General features: G+C 56.3%; 15 protein-coding genes. 10 read left to right on the top strand and 5 right to left on the bottom strand.

Annotated features, from left to right (window positions below; all coding sequences use genetic code 11):
• The first annotated feature begins 14 nt into the window (after positions 1–14).
• Together ACF8R3_RS13980 and ACF8R3_RS13975 are read left to right on the top strand one after the other, a co-directional pair.
• Complete coding sequence (locus ACF8R3_RS13980) at positions 15–1070, top strand: hypothetical protein (RefSeq protein WP_392515744.1); 1056 nt, start codon at positions 15–17, stop codon at positions 1068–1070.
• 114 nt (positions 1071–1184) lie between these two features.
• Positions 1185–2369 carry a DUF4236 domain-containing protein gene (locus tag ACF8R3_RS13975; protein WP_392515743.1) on the top strand — a complete coding sequence of 395 codons (1185 nt, stop codon included), beginning with the start codon at positions 1185–1187 and terminating at the stop codon, positions 2367–2369.
• A 42-nt stretch (positions 2370–2411) separates the two neighbouring features.
• Here ACF8R3_RS13975 and ACF8R3_RS13970 read toward each other — a convergent pair whose 3' ends face one another.
• From ACF8R3_RS13970 to ACF8R3_RS13960, 3 genes are all read right to left on the bottom strand, one after another.
• On the bottom strand, positions 2412–3680 hold the full coding sequence (locus tag ACF8R3_RS13970) for a VWA domain-containing protein (RefSeq protein ID WP_196185879.1): 1269 nt from the start codon (positions 3678–3680) through the stop codon (positions 2412–2414).
• Between the two features lie 105 nt (positions 3681–3785).
• The gene (locus ACF8R3_RS13965; protein ID WP_197844493.1) at positions 3786–4334 is read right to left on the bottom strand and encodes a DUF1523 family protein; all 549 of its coding nucleotides are present in this window, start codon (positions 4332–4334) and stop codon (positions 3786–3788) included.
• A 206-nt stretch (positions 4335–4540) separates the two neighbouring features.
• On the bottom strand, positions 4541–5629 hold the full coding sequence (locus ACF8R3_RS13960; protein WP_196185881.1) for a lysozyme inhibitor LprI family protein: 1089 nt from the start codon (positions 5627–5629) through the stop codon (positions 4541–4543).
• A 324-nt stretch (positions 5630–5953) separates the two neighbouring features.
• Here ACF8R3_RS13960 and ACF8R3_RS13955 point away from each other — a divergent pair, with 324 nt between their 5' ends.
• The 8 genes from ACF8R3_RS13955 (at position 5954) to ACF8R3_RS13920 (ending at position 16513) form a co-directional block, all read left to right on the top strand.
• A complete protein-coding gene (locus ACF8R3_RS13955; RefSeq protein ID WP_196185882.1) occupies positions 5954–6487 on the top strand; it encodes a hypothetical protein in 534 nt (177 codons plus the stop codon).
• A 96-nt stretch (positions 6488–6583) separates the two neighbouring features.
• The gene (locus ACF8R3_RS13950; RefSeq protein ID WP_197844479.1) at positions 6584–7771 is read left to right on the top strand and encodes a GNAT family N-acetyltransferase; all 1188 of its coding nucleotides are present in this window, start codon (positions 6584–6586) and stop codon (positions 7769–7771) included.
• Between the two features lie 601 nt (positions 7772–8372).
• A complete protein-coding gene (locus ACF8R3_RS13945; RefSeq protein WP_196185884.1) occupies positions 8373–9641 on the top strand; it encodes a hypothetical protein in 1269 nt (422 codons plus the stop codon).
• Positions 9642–9665: 24 nt separating this feature from the next.
• Positions 9666–10517, top strand: coding sequence for an SH3 domain-containing protein (locus ACF8R3_RS13940; protein ID WP_392515742.1), 852 nt, complete (start codon positions 9666–9668; stop codon positions 10515–10517).
• Positions 10518–10525: 8 nt separating this feature from the next.
• The gene (locus ACF8R3_RS13935) at positions 10526–11728 is read left to right on the top strand and encodes a hypothetical protein (protein ID WP_196185886.1); all 1203 of its coding nucleotides are present in this window, start codon (positions 10526–10528) and stop codon (positions 11726–11728) included.
• Positions 11729–11737: 9 nt separating this feature from the next.
• The gene (locus tag ACF8R3_RS13930) at positions 11738–12934 is read left to right on the top strand and encodes a hypothetical protein (RefSeq protein ID WP_196185887.1); all 1197 of its coding nucleotides are present in this window, start codon (positions 11738–11740) and stop codon (positions 12932–12934) included.
• An 885-nt stretch (positions 12935–13819) separates the two neighbouring features.
• Positions 13820–14962 (top strand): glycerate kinase, encoded by a 1143-nt coding sequence (locus ACF8R3_RS13925; RefSeq protein ID WP_196185888.1) that lies wholly within the window; start codon positions 13820–13822, stop codon positions 14960–14962.
• 303 nt (positions 14963–15265) lie between these two features.
• The gene (locus ACF8R3_RS13920; protein ID WP_196185889.1) at positions 15266–16513 is read left to right on the top strand and encodes a TerD family protein; all 1248 of its coding nucleotides are present in this window, start codon (positions 15266–15268) and stop codon (positions 16511–16513) included.
• A 94-nt stretch (positions 16514–16607) separates the two neighbouring features.
• Here ACF8R3_RS13920 and ACF8R3_RS13915 read toward each other — a convergent pair whose 3' ends face one another.
• Both ACF8R3_RS13915 and ACF8R3_RS13910 read right to left on the bottom strand, forming a co-directional pair.
• Positions 16608–17051 carry a hypothetical protein gene (locus tag ACF8R3_RS13915; RefSeq protein ID WP_392475261.1) on the bottom strand — a complete coding sequence of 148 codons (444 nt, stop codon included), beginning with the start codon at positions 17049–17051 and terminating at the stop codon, positions 16608–16610.
• On the bottom strand, positions 17044–17364 hold the full coding sequence (locus tag ACF8R3_RS13910) for a hypothetical protein (RefSeq protein WP_392475260.1): 321 nt from the start codon (positions 17362–17364) through the stop codon (positions 17044–17046). The genes ACF8R3_RS13915 and ACF8R3_RS13910 overlap by 8 nt, the downstream gene beginning before the upstream one ends.
• Positions 17365–17919: the final 555 nt, after the last annotated feature.

Genomic DNA, 17919 nt, shown 5'->3' with positions numbered 1-17919 from the left:
TTGCGGAGTTTCAAGTGATTAAGAGAATCTTGGTTTCCAGTGCTGTGGTCACCATGCTGGCCGGCTGCGGCCAGGCAGCAAATGACGTACGTCTTTCCCTGGCACTCAACGAGTTAAGGCAGAACTGCTTCGGTAATGACACGTATAGCTGCAGGAGCCAAACGATCGACTTTAACCAGAAAGCCCTGGAGCTAACCGACTTCAAAAATGACGTGGCCAAAGAGAACATCACCAAGCTTTTCGGCGATGAAGGATGGTCGCTGTACAAGGATGTCGCGGACGAGTTTGTTGATGCCGGCATCGACGCCCTTGAGGACATGCGACCGAACATTTTTGCGCGCATCGTCTTTGGTGACTCGCAACCGATGTCTCCTAAAGGATTTGTGATGACCTTCAACCCTGAGGACATGGGACGGGCTTTGGGCGAGATCCAAAAGGAGTTTTCTGTTCGTGCGAAGAAGGCAGGTCTGAAGCCAGACGATCAGGCACTTCGGAGTTACCAAATGATTGCCGATGCCGTGAACGGCAAAGGTAGCCCGAGCTCTGTCGAGCCGGAGCCGAATGCCGGCGCTGATACCTTGGCAGCAGGTCCGGCCGAGCCGCAATTGAATAACCCAGTTGCCACCCCACCTGCAGTCGTGATGGCTCAATCTACTGTTGCAGCACAGTCGTTCCCTGACTTGACTGTGGCAATCAATGCGTACATCGCGGGGCTCGATACAGACGGCGGTGTAGAGTACCCAGAAGGTCGGCAAATCATTCAGGTGGACCTGAATGGTGACGGTGAATTTGATGCCGCAGTGCTCTATACCATCGAAGGCTCAGGCGGCTCACAGTCGGCCTATCACTCCCTCGCAGCGTTCTACCACGCGCCAGAGGGTTGGCAGGCTCAAGGTGGCGATGCTGCAATTAGTGGAGCCGTTCGTGAGGCGCGCGATGTCGGCAGTCGCACCATCTTCATCGACGCCCTTGTTCATGGAGATGATGATCCACGTTGCTGCCCGACGCAGCCATACCCTCAGCGCTTCCAGTGGAGTGGTGAGAAGTTCATCGAGCTCCCAGGCGCTTAAACGCTAGTTCTCAACCGGGCGCATGTTCAGACCTTCGTATCTGCCGTCATGCGTGCGAGACACTGCTATGACAGTAAGCGCCCAGTTTTACAATCATAAGTCAAGGAAAAGGCTATGGGGTGGAGGTTCAGTAAGCGGATCACGATTGTGCCGGGCGTAAGGCTTAATATCTCCCCCAGCGGATTGTCCGCTTCAGTTGGCCCGAGGGGCCTAAGCATGACAATGGGACGTAATGGCACGTTTCTGAACGCTGGCCTACCCGGGACCGGGTTGTCCTACCGTCAGCGCTTGGATGGTGCACGTCAGTCACCATCCAGCTCCTCCGGTTCAGCGGGCTATTCAGGGCCGATCAAGATCAGCGTGCAGGATGACGGTACGCTATTGATTGTCGATGAGGCAGGAAGTCCGGTTCCTGCAGGAGTTGTGAGGCGCGTTAAGAGCGAACAGGCTGCAGAGATTGAAGCGCTGCTCACAAAAGCTGCAGAGAGTTTGAACCAGGATCTCAATGATTGCTTGAACGTCCACGTAGGCACCCCTCGGCCGGGTACTATGCCGGCATTACCGCCTCCTTTTTCGATGCCGATTCCGACGGCGCCGACGTCAGTTGAGCCTAGCTTCGTTGATAGGTTGTTCAGGTCTGGCAAGCTAGAGGCTGACCGCCTCACCAACGAGCAGATCTACCAGCAGGATCTATCGGAGTGGGAGGCAGCCCGTGACGCGCATGACAATGAGCGCTCGGAAGCTGAGAAGACCTTTCGCCTGGCTGCGAAGGGATTCAGTGCTCATATGGAGAAAGCGCTTGATTACGTGCTGAGCGGCATAGCCTGGCCCAAGGAAACGAATGTTGCCTATCAGTTCACCTACGATGCAGCCGGGATAGCATTGGATGTGGATCTACCTGACGAGGGTGATACCCCGCGGCGTACTGCCGAGGCAAAAGGCAATGGAAAACTCACCTTCAAGACACGAAGTGATGCCCAGGTGCGACGGGACTTTGTGGGATTGTGTTACGGCTCTTTGTTCAGGGTCGTTGGCGAGGTATTCGCGCTGCTGCCGGCAATCAATCGCTGCCTGGTGTCAGGGTATGTTCAGCGTAATGACCCCGCGACCGGTCGCCTAGAGGAGCCGTATATCTTGTCTGTAGTCGTGCGACGGGAAGACTGGGACCTTTTGGACTTTGGCCGCATTGAGCACATAGATCCTGTCGGCGCGCTGAATAGCTGGGGTGCTCGGGTCGACTTGGACCGTTCTGCGCGTTTCCGGGAGATCCAACCGTTCGACCTTAAGTATTTGGGCTGAGATTAACTGCGGCACCGTGGTGCCGCAGCTTTCAAGCACTTACTAGGTGATGATCCCTTTGGCACGCGCCTCGATCAGCCATCCTGGGAATTCTTCCATCAATTTTTCGTACAGAGCTTCTTCGGTGAGATCGTGGAGGTCATCCATAGCGAAGAAGCTACAGTTGTCGACAACGCGGCCGGGCATATCGTCAAGGCGCTCCAGGATGCCGTAACCGTTGCCGCCTAAGCCTACAAATTGCCAGAAGAACGGACTGCCTGAGGCCTCCATCATCAGCTGGGTGATCTCACGGTTTTTGTGCACGCCGCCGTCGCTGAGGAAAATGATGTAGACCGGTTCTGATCCACCCAAGCGGTTATAGAAATCTATAACCATCCTCATCGCGCGTGGTTCGTCATTTACGCGCTGGCCCACATCCCACTTCCGCCAACCGCCTTGCTCAGTGTCGATGTAGTCGCTGTAGTTGGATAGAGTGGCTGGCGAGAGCTGAACTGGTTTTGCCCCAAACCCAAAAACATCCAGCTCGCCGTCATCATCGAAGGCTACGGCGAGTGGCATCAGCCGGTTCATGGCCTCTTGCACTCTGCCTCGGCTGTACTGGCCATTCATAGAACCACTCACATCGAGCACGAAGCCTAGCTTCGCTCTCACCTTGGTGAGGTTGTTTTTCTCCAGGCTGATCTGAGCTTTTTTTGCCAGGCTGAGTAATGCTGGCGCTTGGGCTGCGACCTTTTTCTCGAGAGATACCGTTGCCTGGACAAGAGGCGGCGTAGCAGGTGCTGGAGGCGCGGTCGCGGGTTCATCGCTCACCTCACCGCCGAAGTGGCGCACAAGCGCGCTCAAGCCTTCTTTGAAGCCCTGCAGGTTGGCAAGCATGCGCCACTCGCCACCCTTGCGGTAAATGTCGACAACCATGATCGCCTTCTCGACGGTGAACGTGCCCCCGTCAAACTCGCACGTGGCTGCGCTTGGTGCATCAGGGCCACTCACAACGAAGCGACTGGACGAGATGTCTTTCATGGCACCCGGACCGTCAATCGCCGCGGTGAATACCAATCGATCGATCGTTGCCGGCAATGCGCCCAGGTTGATTTCGAACTGGCCTTGTCCAATCAGCCGGATGGCATCACCAGGTGCGGAGGTTTGGTTGAAGAACACCATGAAGCGGTCGTCGGACAGCTTCGATTGCTGATCAAGCCCGAAACAGGCTACGTCGATCACATTGCTTGACTGAATGGAGACCGCAACCGTGAGGCGGTCAGAAATACCTATGCTGGACAGCGGCAGGCGCTGGCCCTGTGTGATTTGCATACTGCGTCCTTGAGAAGTCAGATCCGGCGGTTGAGAAGCCAGGACAGCGCCCTGGCGGTGCCCAACACAGCTTAACGTCCGGGGGAATAACGGCGAAGGTAAAGCCTACTGGTTCGGGACCATTGGCCTATGCCGGGCGCGCAGCTTTCGGCGGACGAGGAGGGTGATCACAAGCACAAGAATGAGCAGCCCGCCGAAAAAGAGGGTAACGAAAATTGGGAAAGGCTCGATGTTGCTGGTTGTGGCCTTGATGTCGGTGATGTTTGGGAACATCGAGAAGATCTGGAAGCGCCAGCCGTAATACCTGATGACCGCGAGCTGGTTCGCGTCACGCGAGTAGTCCTGGGCCTTAGCCTGCAGGTCGGCGCTATCGAATTTGAAGTACCACGGGAATCCCCAACCGGTATCCTCATTTCGATAGACCGCTACCTCACGATTTGCGTCGGTTGAAACAGTGTTGATGAAATAGACATCTCGGGTTGGACCATCAGCCGGGTTCTCAGCGCTGATCACGCCATCTGCATCCATGCGCTTCACCTCGACACCAGTCACATGAACGACCTCATGGCGCGGTAAGTAGAAGTGGAGGCATAAACCGATTGCCGTAACCAGCACCAAGCTGAGGATTCCAAGCGAACGTTTTACCCAGGGCATCAAAGTGATCACTCTTTTGAAATTGGCAATATGCAGGGAAAGTGAGGCACCTGCGCTGCAGAGTTGTTGCAAACCGCTTCAGGCCGGCGAGTATTGATGCTGCCATATCGGGGCGGGTGGGCCTAGCATTCTTCCACCCGCCATGATGCTCAGCTGACCCTTCTGGGCAAGTCGCGTGCGCCTGGTGGCGCACGGAATAGGGGGGCTTATGTCAGAGCAGGGACTCGGTTGAATTCCAGGCATTCGCTAACAGGGGCGAACTTAGGGTTACGGCACACCCATGCAGTGAGGGCGGTGTATGCCGCAGAGAGAGCCGTGATCAATGCCATGGTTGCCTTTCGCTCACGTCGATTGCGGGCATCGGCTCTTGCCTGGGATTCGCCCTTACGACGCGCACCACCGTTGAACAGCGAGGCAATCAGCAACCCGATGACGACATAGAAGACTGAAATCAGAGTCAGCTTCGCCACCAAGGTCAGGAAGATGCTTAAGCCACCCCTGTTGTTCTTCGCAGTCGAGTAAATCGCGTAGGCAATCGAGAGGACGAAACCAGCTACCACAGCGATAGCGGATACGACGCCTGGCATTTCAAGCCAGCGACAAATCGCGCCTGTAGCGATCCCGAGCGCAGGTAGTAGGTTCGTGATCAAAGCATCTGTGTAGTCGCTGTAGATGGTTGCAGACCCGCTATGGTGGCGCACAACAGCCCAGATGGAGAGGAGTAACCCCAGCACCAGGGTGTATTTCCAGCCAGGCCCATTGATGAACCACGAAGCCACGGGATTCTGTGCTTGCTGGGCGTGGGCGCTAGTCGGGTGTATTGCCTGCGTGGAAGATGCCGTTGGGGAGGGTGTGCGCTGTGTCGCTAGTGCTGCCTGGCGTTGCTGATTAGCCAGCGCGGTGGCTTGCCTTTCGCGCTCGGCCTCCACAGCTCTACGTTGTGCCGCATCCTGTTCGTCTCGCGCCTGCATTGCTTTTACGCGCTCGGCACTTGCGATACGTTCCAGTTCCTGAATTCGAGTCCCAAGCGCCTTATCCAGGCACTTCTGGTCTTGGCATTGATTTCGGGTTTGGAGCCACTCCCTTTGCGATTGGCGGAGCCCCTCTGGGTTTGAGGAGGCAGCGACGGCCTTCTTGTATGTACGATCGAGAACTACATCCACTCCGGATAGGTAGCCATCTCGGCAAATCTCAGTCTCTGCAAAGCCCGACGCTTTCGTGCAGTCGAAGCTTGCTGCTGAAGCGCTTCCTGCGATCAAACCCATAGCCAGTGCGATTGCGCCCTTTGTAAGCATTCTGAACTCCTTTGAAGACAGCTATTCCTGACCCTCCATCTATTGGCTGGCGGGCGACGTAGTAAAGAGCCATCGTGGCATTTTGTCACTACAATTTATTGCCTTAGAAACTGTCTTCGAGCCTCGAACCAGCCGAGTTGGCTACAGGGCTTGGGTTTGTGTGCCGTGAGCATGCATTTCGACCCACGCTAGGCGGTCCCCGCCTGGGCATGCGGTTAAAATGGGCCGACTGGGCGGCAATTGATCTGCCGCCTGCACACGCACTCATGGTTGATGAAAGACCTGCAGACCAGGTGACCCCACTTATCCGGCGTAAGGCGACAAATGAGATTTCAACCTGAATTGAAGGGCAGCCCAAACGGCACCCTGTCTGATGAAGCTATTCACAAGCACGCTGCGTACTTGTCGTCTGAGACAGTCAATGTCACCCATGATGGTTTTATGAGTCGGGCTCCGATCCTGATCGAGTACTGGAGCGACGGGGATCAGTTTTCCTTCCGCTTCAGTCCGCCGGCGTTGAGGTTTCTTGAGGAGGCTGATGATCCACGCTTAGATTTGGTGGCTGACCTCTTCTCAGGCATCGATCTTCGGGCCGCACCTCCGGCTGTTGCGACCATTTCGGAAGCTCGCAAAGCGAGAGGGCTGGTCCATGCCATGCGACTACTTGCAGAAGTGACACGAACCGCACGGCTTGAGGATAGAGCCAAACTCCAAAAAATGGCTGGAGAGATGAGCGTGAGCTTGGAGATGCAGCGCCGCGGCGTGCGTTTTTTGCCCAAGCAGGTCATTCGAAGGGTGAGCCGAAATGCAGTCAGATCGTTTGGCACTATGCACAGCACTGAGCCTAGCCAACCGTAGCTCATGAATTGCACCTCGTGATCAAGGTGATTTTCACGAAGGTCTGTACACCCTCCGGCTTCCAAGAAGCGGGGCACCATTTAGTTTAGGTAGACCATGGCCACCAACGTATCTAGCGAAACGCTTACCAAGCTCTGCGAGATCCTTGTTGAAGAGCGCAAAGCCTCACCTCGTGGTGAGGGGCTGACGAGATTTGAGCGTGAGGTTCTGAAGGAGGGTGTAGCCAAGAACTTGGACATTGGCGACTACCTTATTACAACTGAGACGCGAGCCTTAGCAATCATCGAATACATTTTCGAAGACTTGCTCATGCCTTTTGGAATTGCTCAGCAGTCTGTTGGCCGCCGCCCGGTCGATCCTGAAGACGATATCACCCTCACTCAAGCCCTCACTGCATTCGACGCAACGGCCCTGATCATTGGTTTGGAGCGACTCGGCCTTCAAGTAGACCCCTCTCGGCTCGTTCGAGAACTGACAAAGGCACTTGAGGGCAGAGAGGTGCTCACAAGCAATGAGCTTGAAATAGTCCTTTATGATCACTACGCCGGCCGCCGCCGCACTGTGCTGAATGCAGCTCAAGGGCCGATACACCCTATGTGGACCGAGACGACCCACCAAGACGAAGCAGGATACCGTTTCACCATGAAATGGGACGGTGACGTCGTAGTCTGGCTTGAAGTCCTGGGCCCAAGGTATCGGAAGCCAGAGCCTCAGGAGCACACGGTATGCGAGTACTGCGGTCATTCGTACTACACGAACAACTCGCAGGAGACTCGCATCCATAGTGAGGTGCACAGTCGTAAGAAGCAGATGATTGATCCCCAGCCAGATGAGCAATTTGCAGAGCGATTGACCAACCTCGGTCGGGCTGGGGAACTCGTTGATCAGGACTCCCCCTTCTGGATGCACGGTGCAGTCTGCGATCGAGCTTTTGAGTTCAAGCGCGAGTTCAAGTACGACTTTGTACAGTGGGATGGTTCCTCGACTAGGCGTGCAGGGGAGGATTGGCAGGGATGGCTCTTTGCTGCATACGACATGGGTACGATTGCGGGTGCATGCGGATTCATGCGCCGCGACGGCGCCGTTGAGGGGCCTGAGTGGTCCTTGCAATGGATATGGGTAGCACCAAAATACAGGCGCGCCGGCCTTCTCGAGGCAAGGTGGCCATCGTTCCTGCAAGCCTATGGTGACTTCGACATAGAGCGGCCGCTTTCGCCAGCAATGCAGGCCTTCGTCCGAAAGCACGGTACCCAATCGCAAAAAGCCGCTCTGCCTCCTGAGTAAGCTCATCATGCGCCGCGCCGCCTTTGTGTAGTCGAACGGACATTTTGCGCCGCAAATTGTCCGTCCTTCTGAGTAGCAAGCCCGCCTAAGGCGGGATAGGCCGTGCGTCCGCAGTCCCTAAACAGCGCGACCCAATTCTGTACGCCCACTTTGGGATGACACACGCCCTGAAGCCGGTATCCTCCGGGTCTCTTTTAAGACCGCAGCGAGGGTTACTTGTCGCGTTAGAACGTAACAGCCGGCCTAGCGCACGTGGCGTACCCTGAAGGCATCCCATTTCTCATCCCGTTAGGGAAGTTCGACGCCGTCCTGGCTCTGGATGATGCAGAGCAGCGTGTGTGCTATCGAAGACGGACACGCTCATAGGGCCGTAATTCAGACCCATCACTGCTGTGAAGTCATTATGATATTGTCGTGGACAGCCTGAGAGCTTCTACTGCAGGGTAGGAACCTCTTGAAATCCGAAGATCGGCAGTTAGGTTCAGAGATAACGCTTAATTCTCACCTGATTCGGCACACTGCTTTTGGGTAATGCGTAGCTTCAGGCTTTCGGAGCTGCAGGTGCCGTTTCTATACACCAACACTGACAAGGAACCGTTGGATGCTCCTAGTTTTGCTCGCGTGCCTCAACGCTGTCTGTTTGCTAGCAGGCCTTCTTTTTAACGCTGAGCTCCTAAACGTCGCCGGCGCGGACATACCGCTGAAGAAACTGCAGGATCTCGAAATATACAGCCAGATCCTGGCGTCAGTAACCGTCTGCCTGACTGGTTGGCGAGTGTGCATCTGGGCTCATCACCGCTGGGGCGGAGAAAAGTACCTCTGGCACAGCGTGGGAGCAATGACATTGGTGGCCGCTCCTGCAACATGGTGGGTTCAGGGTGAGGCGCCAGATCTCATCGCTGAGAAATTCCCTCACACCCTTCGGGTATCCAGCCTCTACGCCTATGTCACTAAAAAGGGGCTGCTCTACGATTCCATTCAAATCCCAGGGCTTCCCTATCAGGATTACCGGGAGCACGGCGAGGGCAAGGCATTCATTGCAAACCTCGGGATTTTGATGAGTGCGCAGGGGACCTATGTAGAGAAGATCGACGGGAATTTCCCAGCATTTGCTGAGGCCGTTTTCAAAGGTTACACGCGCCGCAACGGCGATGCGCTCTACGAGCGCCTCCAAGCTGAAGTGGTACCAACCACTCTGGATGTCATCCGCGCGTATGCTCAGCTAGAAGCACTCCGTGCTACTGGCATAGGCAATAGTGAGTGGAAACCCATCCGGCTGCCCAAGCCTGGCGAAGACCTCGGGTTTGAGCCAACAGTTGCTGAATACGCCCAGGCGATCAAGCCAGGCCTGCGTAGTCGGCCGCAGGTCGCTCAGTCTCCTGAGGTCCTGTACATGGCGAGTCAAGCGCTAGGGCCAATTTACGTGAAGGGGATGAATGTGCTTGCCAGTCGCGAGCAATTCGAGAAGTACCTTCCGCAGATCGCCCGCAACATGGCCACCGATGTTGCACACACCGACATCCGCGGTGAGCAAGGATTGAATGTGCTCAAAAACATGTGGTTCGTCCCCTGGTCGCTGTTGAGCGGACTCTTTCTGGGAGCACTCAACCTGGTTGGCCTGATCCTGTCCGCCTGCGAGCGGCGAGGACTGATTCGAGGCCGCCAGTGGCTGCTGCGTACCGTCTCCATTGCTGCAATCGTGGTTATCCCCCTAATGGCCGGCAATGCCCTGGTGCAATCTGAAGGGTACAAGAAGGCCTTCCGCAGCATCGATCGCGGCCCCACTTTGGTTGCGGGTGTTTTTCATTGGGCAATGACTGCTGAAGCAATGCTCTACAACCTCACCAAGCCACTGCTTAAAGCAGAGTGACTGTTCGTAAAAAGGAGTTTCAACGTGCGTAAGAAGTTTGTCGCCACTTGCTTGGCTATCGCCATCGCTAGCACGACCGGGTGCGCTCAACTGGGAATCAACAAACAGCAGGCCGGTACGATCATCGGCGGCCTGGCTGGCGCTGTCGCTGGGGCGGCAATGGGTAAGGGCACCGGCAAGATTGTGGCAATCATCATTGCCGGCAGCCTCGGCAGCTACCTTGGTAACCGTATCGGCGCCAGTCTCGATGAAAAGGACCAGCAAGCCTTGGCGCTGCGTACCCAGGAAATCCTCAACCAACCTGTAGCCCCCAACCGACCCACCACCTGGGCGTCGGACCATTCTGGGGCGACTGCTGAAATTGTGCAGGGCAAGGAGTTCACCCAGACCAAAGTCGTCGAGGTCAAGCGCGCCCCTACGGTTCAGGCCGTACCCTCGATGCGATTGATCAACGAGCCTTACGTGACCAAGTCGAGCGTGAATGTACGATCCGCCCCGAGTTTGAAGGCTGGAAAGGTCGGCGGACTTGCTCCGAGCACAGAGTTCACCGCGGTAGGCTCCACGGGTGATTGGGTTTTGGTTGGTCGGAAAGGTGTCACTGTCGGATACGTGCACAAGTCCTACGTACAGCCGAAAGAGCAGGCCGTAGCTCAGCGGGCGGCACCAGCTGCCCACCTGGACGATATGGACGTGAAAGCGAGCAAAGAGACCCAGGCATTCGACCTGGACTCTATCCAGACTCTGCAGACCCAGCAGATCGCGGCAGAAACATCCTGCCGTCCGGTGACTGTGAGCCTAAAGTCCGCAAGTGGCCAGCCTGAGCAGCAGCAGAGCACCTTCTGCAAGCAGAACAACGGCACTTGGGAACTGATCTAAGGACAGCGATGAAATATAGCGCTCTCGCGCTGGCTGTGGTTGGAGCATTCGGTCTTGTGCCGGATGCCCTATCTCACGAGTTGGCATTTTCGAAGAAAGACCAGGTCATGGTTGAGGTCCCTGGTACCGCGGATACCTGGTGTAAACCGGACATTGAACTAACCATCTCGAGGGCCTCGTGGGACAACCAACAAACTCTTGAGCGTTTGGTTTCTGTGCTACCGGTCGTCCTCGGGAAAGATTGCCCGGCGGCTAAAGTAACGTGGAAAGCCGTCGACGCATCTGGCAAGCCATATGCGAGCGGTTTTGGTAACGCTGCGAACCTGGGTATCGTTTCCTTGGCGCAACCCCAACTACGCCAAGATGGCCCTACCACAGCTCTCTCCTCGGCCGCCTCAACAGTGGTACCTGAAGCCGCAGCTGGAACTCAAACAACGGCTGGCACTAAAGCGTCGACTGAAGGGGTGAATTCCCCAAAGGCGGAGGCAACAACACAGAGTGTTGCAACAGAGCCGGTACCGGCCCGGGCACAAGATGAGCTGGCAACTGTGACAGGGGACACAATCCCCGCGGCGGTTGTCGATGCTGTGGCTATCGACGGCTACCGGTCGGTTGTGCTCAGTAACACCCAGCTCGCACAAGTCGAGGACGGGGAAGAACGGGCTCAGGAAGCACGACGCCAGATGGAGCGCATGGCAAACCTGCACACTCGGGTGCTAGCGCGTTACGAGCAGCTCAAGGCCAGCCTGAAGGAGACCAGCGGGCACGAGAGTGAGGCGCTGGCACAGCTTGCAGGGATCAGGGCTCGATTTAGCTCCCCGTTGGCCATGATGGACCCGGGCAGTTCAATGAGAGCCAGCCCGATGATGGTTCACGTGACTGGCCATGAAGGTGATTACTATCAAATCGACTTCCCAGGCCCAGGCCGCTTGAAGTCCGATCGGAAGCTCGGGAATGGATGGTACGTCCTGCAGGCAGCGAACCTGACCCCGGTCGCTCCACTCGTGGGTGCTAAAGCCGTCCCGACATTCAAGATCTACTCGGCCGAGGAGCCGGAGCCTTGTAAGCAGGCGAGCTGCGCGGAGCGCGTTTCATTTGGCGCGGTGCTAGGCCGGGAGTTTCCCGATGCTGGAATCGATTTCAGATGGACCCCTAATGTATCCCAGCAGCACCTGAACGCCTGGAAGAACGCTTCCGCACAAATCCAATAAGGCATCACGATGACCATCTTGAAAAACAGAAAGGCCCAGCTGATTTGCGCTCTCTCCATGGTGGTGCTGGGCGGAGCTTCAATAGCCGGCATGATGAACACTGGCGGGAAGAAGGCCCTCGCTTACTACGAGGACTTCAAGCAACGGTTCTACCTCCAGGATGTCCTCGCTGAAGGTGACATCTCCTACAGCATTTTCTCTGGGAACCTGACCGTCGAGAACCCTGAGATTCGCCTAATTGCTGCCCGAACCAATGGAGCTGAGCAGTTCCTGCGTGGGCTGTACGGACTATTCGGTGCCTCCCTGGATGGGACCACAGAAGGTGGCCTGGCTGATTGGGCAAAATACCAGGTTGGATCAACAGTCGGCCGCGGCACTGCTGGCGCTTACATCCATGCTGATGAGTTGAAGCTCAGCCACAGTGGGGATAGTAAAAGCGGCAAGATTCGTATCCAGCTGTTGGGTGTGGACCAGAGCAACCAGTACCTGTCGCGCCTAGGGTCAGAAATGGTCTTGGTCTCCGATGTACCTGATGAGGTTCAGCCTGGTGATGAGGTGGGGCCGCATGGGGAAGTTGTGAAGCCCAAGTACTCGTGGGGTGCCAACATGGCAGTTCGATCATCGGTGACGGGTTCATTTCTGATTGCAGCCTCGGGGGAGTTCGGAACCAAGGTCGACTTGGATCTAACATTCACGCGCTCCGACGACGGAGAAGGGACCATGAGTTTTGTGGTCATTCACCGTATCGATGGGAACGAGGTGGGCCGGATCGTTCGCGAAGCTCGGTTCGCTGCCCTGCCTGAGCTGGATGCCGTCCAGGAAACGCTCAAAACAGGTCTGACCGCCTTCATCGTCGGCGCCTACGACAAAATCGCTAGCCAAGCCATCCTGACTGACGCTGCCGGCAGTTTCGCTCGTAAGGCCAAGGTTGAGAGCTATGCACTGACCTATAAGGGATTCGATTCGCTCAAGGTGCCTTACAGCCAGGCTGGCAATTCGGGCGGTGCGTTCTGTGATTCTGCAGGCCTCGCAACTTGGCAGAGCGATTTCGGTAGCAAGGGTAAGACGCACAGCGATTCGGAGTGTGGAATCGCGTTGGCCTTAGCGAAGAGCGGCTCGTTTGAGGAAACCTACACGTTCCGTCCTGAAAAGACCTTGTTTGCATCGCTTTTTGTCACCCCTGGATTTGACCTCCAGACCAATTAATCTGGCACCTGCGGCCCGGTATACTTGGGTTGCAGAAGGGTCACGTCGCGCATTTTTTCACGAGATTCATGGGCAGCACTAAAACAGAGGAATGTAATGGAATCGTTGGTTGTTGGTGCATGGGGCGTCGTGATACTTGTGGCGTGTGGGTCGGTGGTCTGGATGACAATGGTTACGGTTGACGTAGTCTTTGGCATCATGAGCCGAAGGAGCCTTCGCACAGACCTAATCAACGCTCTCAAGAAAGGCAGTCCTAGCTGGAGCCAAGTTTGTACCATGGCTGACACACGCCACGTAAACATGTCGTGCACTGAGTTTCTCATCAAGACGCTTATCCGGGATGTGGTAGCCAACAGGTTGACTGGCCTTGATGACAAGGTATCGGTTCTTGAGGCCCTTCAGGAGGAACACCAGAAACAGTTGCCCTTTGAGGGCCTACCTACACAAACCAGGTTCATGATGGATCGTTTGAGACTTCACCTAGCCCCCAATGGATCAGACCTTTATCCTTTGGCTAACCATGTCAGAGACCTTCTGAAGCACCAAGAACCAGCAAATCGACGGCAGCGTTTTTACACATTTGGTGGCTTCATTGTAGGCATCGCTGGCATTGCATTCGGGGCATTCACATTCATCTTTCCTCCTGCAGCGGCACCTGCAAGTGCCGCGTGTCCAGCCCCGCCCGCAGTTTCCGTTCCTAAGGATGAACCAAAGCAGCACCCGTAATTGGACGGTTAGGCCGGGGCACCTTGCCCCGCACCCTTTGTCGACCTGAACAAACGCCAGCCCCTTTTTTGTCACCTCGAACATAGAACCTGCCATGGAACAGGCTCATGATCGGGAAAACACAAAAAGACCTGACCGATTGATCAAGGATTCCCAAAGATGAAAGTCGTCATTGCCCCCGATTCCTTCAAAGAAAGCCTTTCAGCTGAGGCAGTTGCTGCGGCCCTTGCGGAAGGGGTACGAAAGGCCTTACCCAACGCTGAGATTGTGACCGTTCCAATGGCTGATGGCGGGGAGGGTACTGTCGCAGCTGTTCTCGCCGCAGCCGGAGGCGAACTGCGATCCACCCAGGTCAACGGGCCACTTGGTACGGAGGTCACTGCTAGCTGGGGTTGGCTTGCAAATACGCGCACCGCAGTGATCGAGATGGCTGAAGCTAGCGGCCTCCACCTGGGGCCTGTCGGCCAGCGCGACGCAACGCGGACCTCCACCTATGGCACTGGCCAACTCGTTCAAGCGGCACTTCAGGCTGGGGTTCACCGGATAATCATGGGTTTTGGAGGAAGTGCTACCAACGATGGTGGGGTAGGGATGCTTCAGGCTCTTGGGGCCAAGTTCTTGTGCGATGCCGGTACCGAGTTGCAGCCTGGCGGTTTGCCCCTTCAGCAGCTGGCCCGCATTGATCTGTCAGGTATGGACCCACGTCTGCAGGGCATCCGATTCGAAGTGGCATGTGACGTTGACAACCCGCTCACCGGCGAGAGAGGCGCCTCGCATGTCTTCGGCCCACAGAAGGGTGCAACGTCTTCCCAGGTCCGAGAACTGGATTCGGCGCTGGGCGTTTATGCCGACATCGCTGCCAACTTACTGGGCAAGGACGTGCGCAATTCACCAGGAGCCGGCGCTGCGGGTAGAATAGGATTCGCAGCGAAAGCATTTCTTGACGCAAGCTTTCGCCCGGGTGTGCAACTAATCGCCGAGCTGTCCGGCCTGGCTGACGGGGTGAAGGGGGCCGACCTCGTAATCACCGGGGAAGGTAAATTGGATCAGCAAACCTACTACGGCAAAACCACTGCAGGTGTTGCAGCTGTTGCAAAAGCGGCGGGAGTACCGACGATCGCTATTGCCGGTACCCTTGGTGAGGGCTACCAGCTCCTGCGCGAGATTGGCATCTGCGCGGCGTTCTCTATCACCGCCGGGCCTATGACGCTCGAGCACGCCTGTAGCCACGCCGCGGAGCTGCTTCGTGATCGAGCGTTTGATGTGATGAATGTTTGGGCTCTCGGCGATGCGAACTCATAAGGAATCGACGAGCTAACTGCTCAGGTTTAGTCCACCTTGCTCTCGTGCCTTAGTGCGCGACTAGCAAGCGCGGTACCGAAGGCATAGGCCAAATGCTGGTCTAGAAGACCCCTTTTTGCCCGGCGCCTTTATTCCCCACGCGGGCAGCTTCAGCCCGCTCGTGATTTCCCTGCCGCATTCTGGCTTCCCTCTGACGGCCGGCTGGTTAAACTGGCCAGCAGACTGTCATTGCTTGAATGGGCAAGGACGTATGCAGCTGCCCGGCGGCCCCCGTCGGCATATCAATGGAATAGGCGACCAACTTTGACTCAATCCCTCAAGCCAGGTGAGAACACAAGGCTCAGCGTAGCTAACGGACTTGTGCAGGTAACCCATGCGGCTGGCGCAAATCTCGATGTGAACCTGACCGCTTTCTTGTTGACAGATGCTGGGCGCGTCGAGGATGACAGTGGCATGGTGTTCTTCAATGCCCCAGTGCACGCCTCTGGCTCAGCAACATTCACTCCACCGAGCAATCAGGCAGGCGTGGTACGGCACAGCATCAGTTTCGACCTGAGTCGACTCCCGGCCGGCATCAACAAGATCGCGATCACCCTGACGCAGGACGGCAGCGGCGGTGGTTTTGCACAGGTCAAGGACCTCAGTGCCCAGGTAGTAGTGGGCGACCAGGTGCTGGCGCTAACGCCTGATGCCTTCCAGGGTGAGACGGGCATCACTGTGCTTGAACTCTATGTGCGAAATGGTCAGGCGAAGGCCCGGGCTGTGTGGCAAGGATTCGCCTCGGGCCTGGCCGGCCTCTGCAACATGTATGGGGTGGAGGTCAGCGATGAACCTGCACTGGTCGAGCCAGTAGCTGCACAGTCCAAGCCGGTGAACATCACCAAGTCGGTCATCACCTTGGACAAGCCTGGAGCTGCCCACAAGGTCTCGCTGGAGAAGGGCGCTGCAGCGCCAAAGACGATCAAGGTAAGCGCTACCTGGGTGGACAATGGAGATGGTCGGGATAATGACGACCTTGATCTCCGTGTCGGCATACTTCGTCCTGACGGACGCATGTCAATCATCCAGGCCCCTGACAAGCGGGGGACGTTCGATTCTGACCCCTACGTTTTCCATACGGGCGATGTGGTAAGCGCGAGTTCTTCTGCCCCTGGGATAGAGAGCGTTGAGATCAATCCGGCTATCTCGCATCGCATGGGTGGGAGGGTGGCACTTGTTTGCAGCGTGTACTCTGCAGTCGACAACGGTGCTGTCTCGGTAGCCTCGCTGAAGCCCAAAATGCGCATGGAGTACGGCGATCAGATAGTGGAGTGCGCGTTCGAATTCAAGAGCGGATTCTTCAGCAGCATGGTGTACACCTATGTTCTTGGCATCATTGAGATCGATGGTGATGCCATCACGATAAGCCCGAGCGGCGTCACCTCAAGGTCGGGATCCGAAGCCACACCCTGGATGACCCGTAAGGGTGAAAAGGTCGAGTTAACCATGGATGGTCCACACGTATTCAAGGGCCGGCCGATCGAGCGAAGCGGCAGGAAACAGTACATTTGAGTTGGGGCCGGCACGCGTCTTTATCAGGAGTGTGCCAGCCACATCGTTCACTTGGGGGCGGCAAGCTGGCGGTTGACGACTGGGCAATCCAGGCTTAACCGCGGTCGCGCATGCCGATGCGCTTCACCGAATGCGCACGCTCCTGGTCATGCGCGTGATAATAGGTGTTCTGGGTCGTACTAAGGTTGCTGTGCCGCAGGTCTTCCTGCAGGTCCTTAGGATTGCGCAGCGGAGCGTCAAACGTGGCGGAGGTGTGACGCAGCCAGTGCGCAGAGGCACAGCGCAGACTCTCCATCTCATGGTGAGCGCGGCCTTCGCTGCGCATCTTGTCTACGGCTTTATCAAAAACAGCTTGGAGGAGGGCGCGGATTTGCCGATCAGACAAGCCTGCTCGACCCTTGAGTGTTTTGATCAGCGGCGTACTTTCCCCTGGATGAGGTAATTGGGAGAGTCCCAGGAATCGGCGGTAACGTTTTAGATAGCGCTCTTCGTAGATATCCCGCACGGCGATCTTGGCCGCCTTGTTGCCTTTACCCACCGCGAAGTACCACCAGTTGCCTTATTCGTTCATGCCGTTCCGGCTCGGTGTTCGCCATCTCCTCAACGGTGTCCAGGACAAAGTCCCATTGCAGGGGCGTGAGTGCCCGCGAAGACGCAACTTCAAGTTCTTGCGTAGAAAAGCGGTTGCCTTTCTTGAGGAGGCGAAACGGATTCGTTTGGGCGAAGCCGTCTTCAATGAGAAATTCATAGAACCGGCTGCAGACGGTAAACACTTGGTTTAACGTGCCATTCGCCGCTTGATAGTGCTGGGCACTGGGCAATTCTGTGGCCGTCGCCTTGCGAGACTTCATGTTGAAAGGATGCCATTTCGGATTAGGGATCCAGCCATCACGAGTACCCATCGCTCCGTATGACTGCGGTACGAGTTGAACGTCTGCGCGTTGTCGGAAAACGCGCGCAGGAATGCACGCACCGCAGCGTAGCCACGCTCAGGCTGCAAAGCCGCTTCACACTCATCCAAAAAGGAAGCGACGCAGGCGAGTGAGGAGCCCTGCAAACTGAAGTCTTGCTCGATGAATTTATCGTAGGTTTAGAACAAGGGAGTGGGTGCGCGCGCCATGGAATACCAGCCAGAGTTTTGAAGACAATAGACTTCCACTTATGACAGTAATCGGAAGTACGAAGCTTTTAGGTGAATTTAGCCTCCTTATATCGATGGTAGCGACATGCTCCCTGAGGCGCAAGACTGACTGACGGACACCTAAAATGCAAAGGCTCGGCAATGCGTTATTGTTCAATTATGAGAAATTCCCGGAATTTTCTATGGCTATGTTTGCAGCGCCAGTGTGTCAGTCGGGGGTTTCTCATCAATAGGCAACATCCAGCCGGGAATTTCTCATAATTGC

This window comes from Pseudomonas sp. FYR_7 (genome assembly GCF_043106155.1).
Taxonomy (GTDB): Bacteria; Pseudomonadota; Gammaproteobacteria; order Pseudomonadales; family Pseudomonadaceae; genus Aquipseudomonas; species Aquipseudomonas parafulva_B.
Note: the sequence above shows the minus strand (reverse complement) of the source record. Positions and strands in the feature narration are given on the sequence as shown.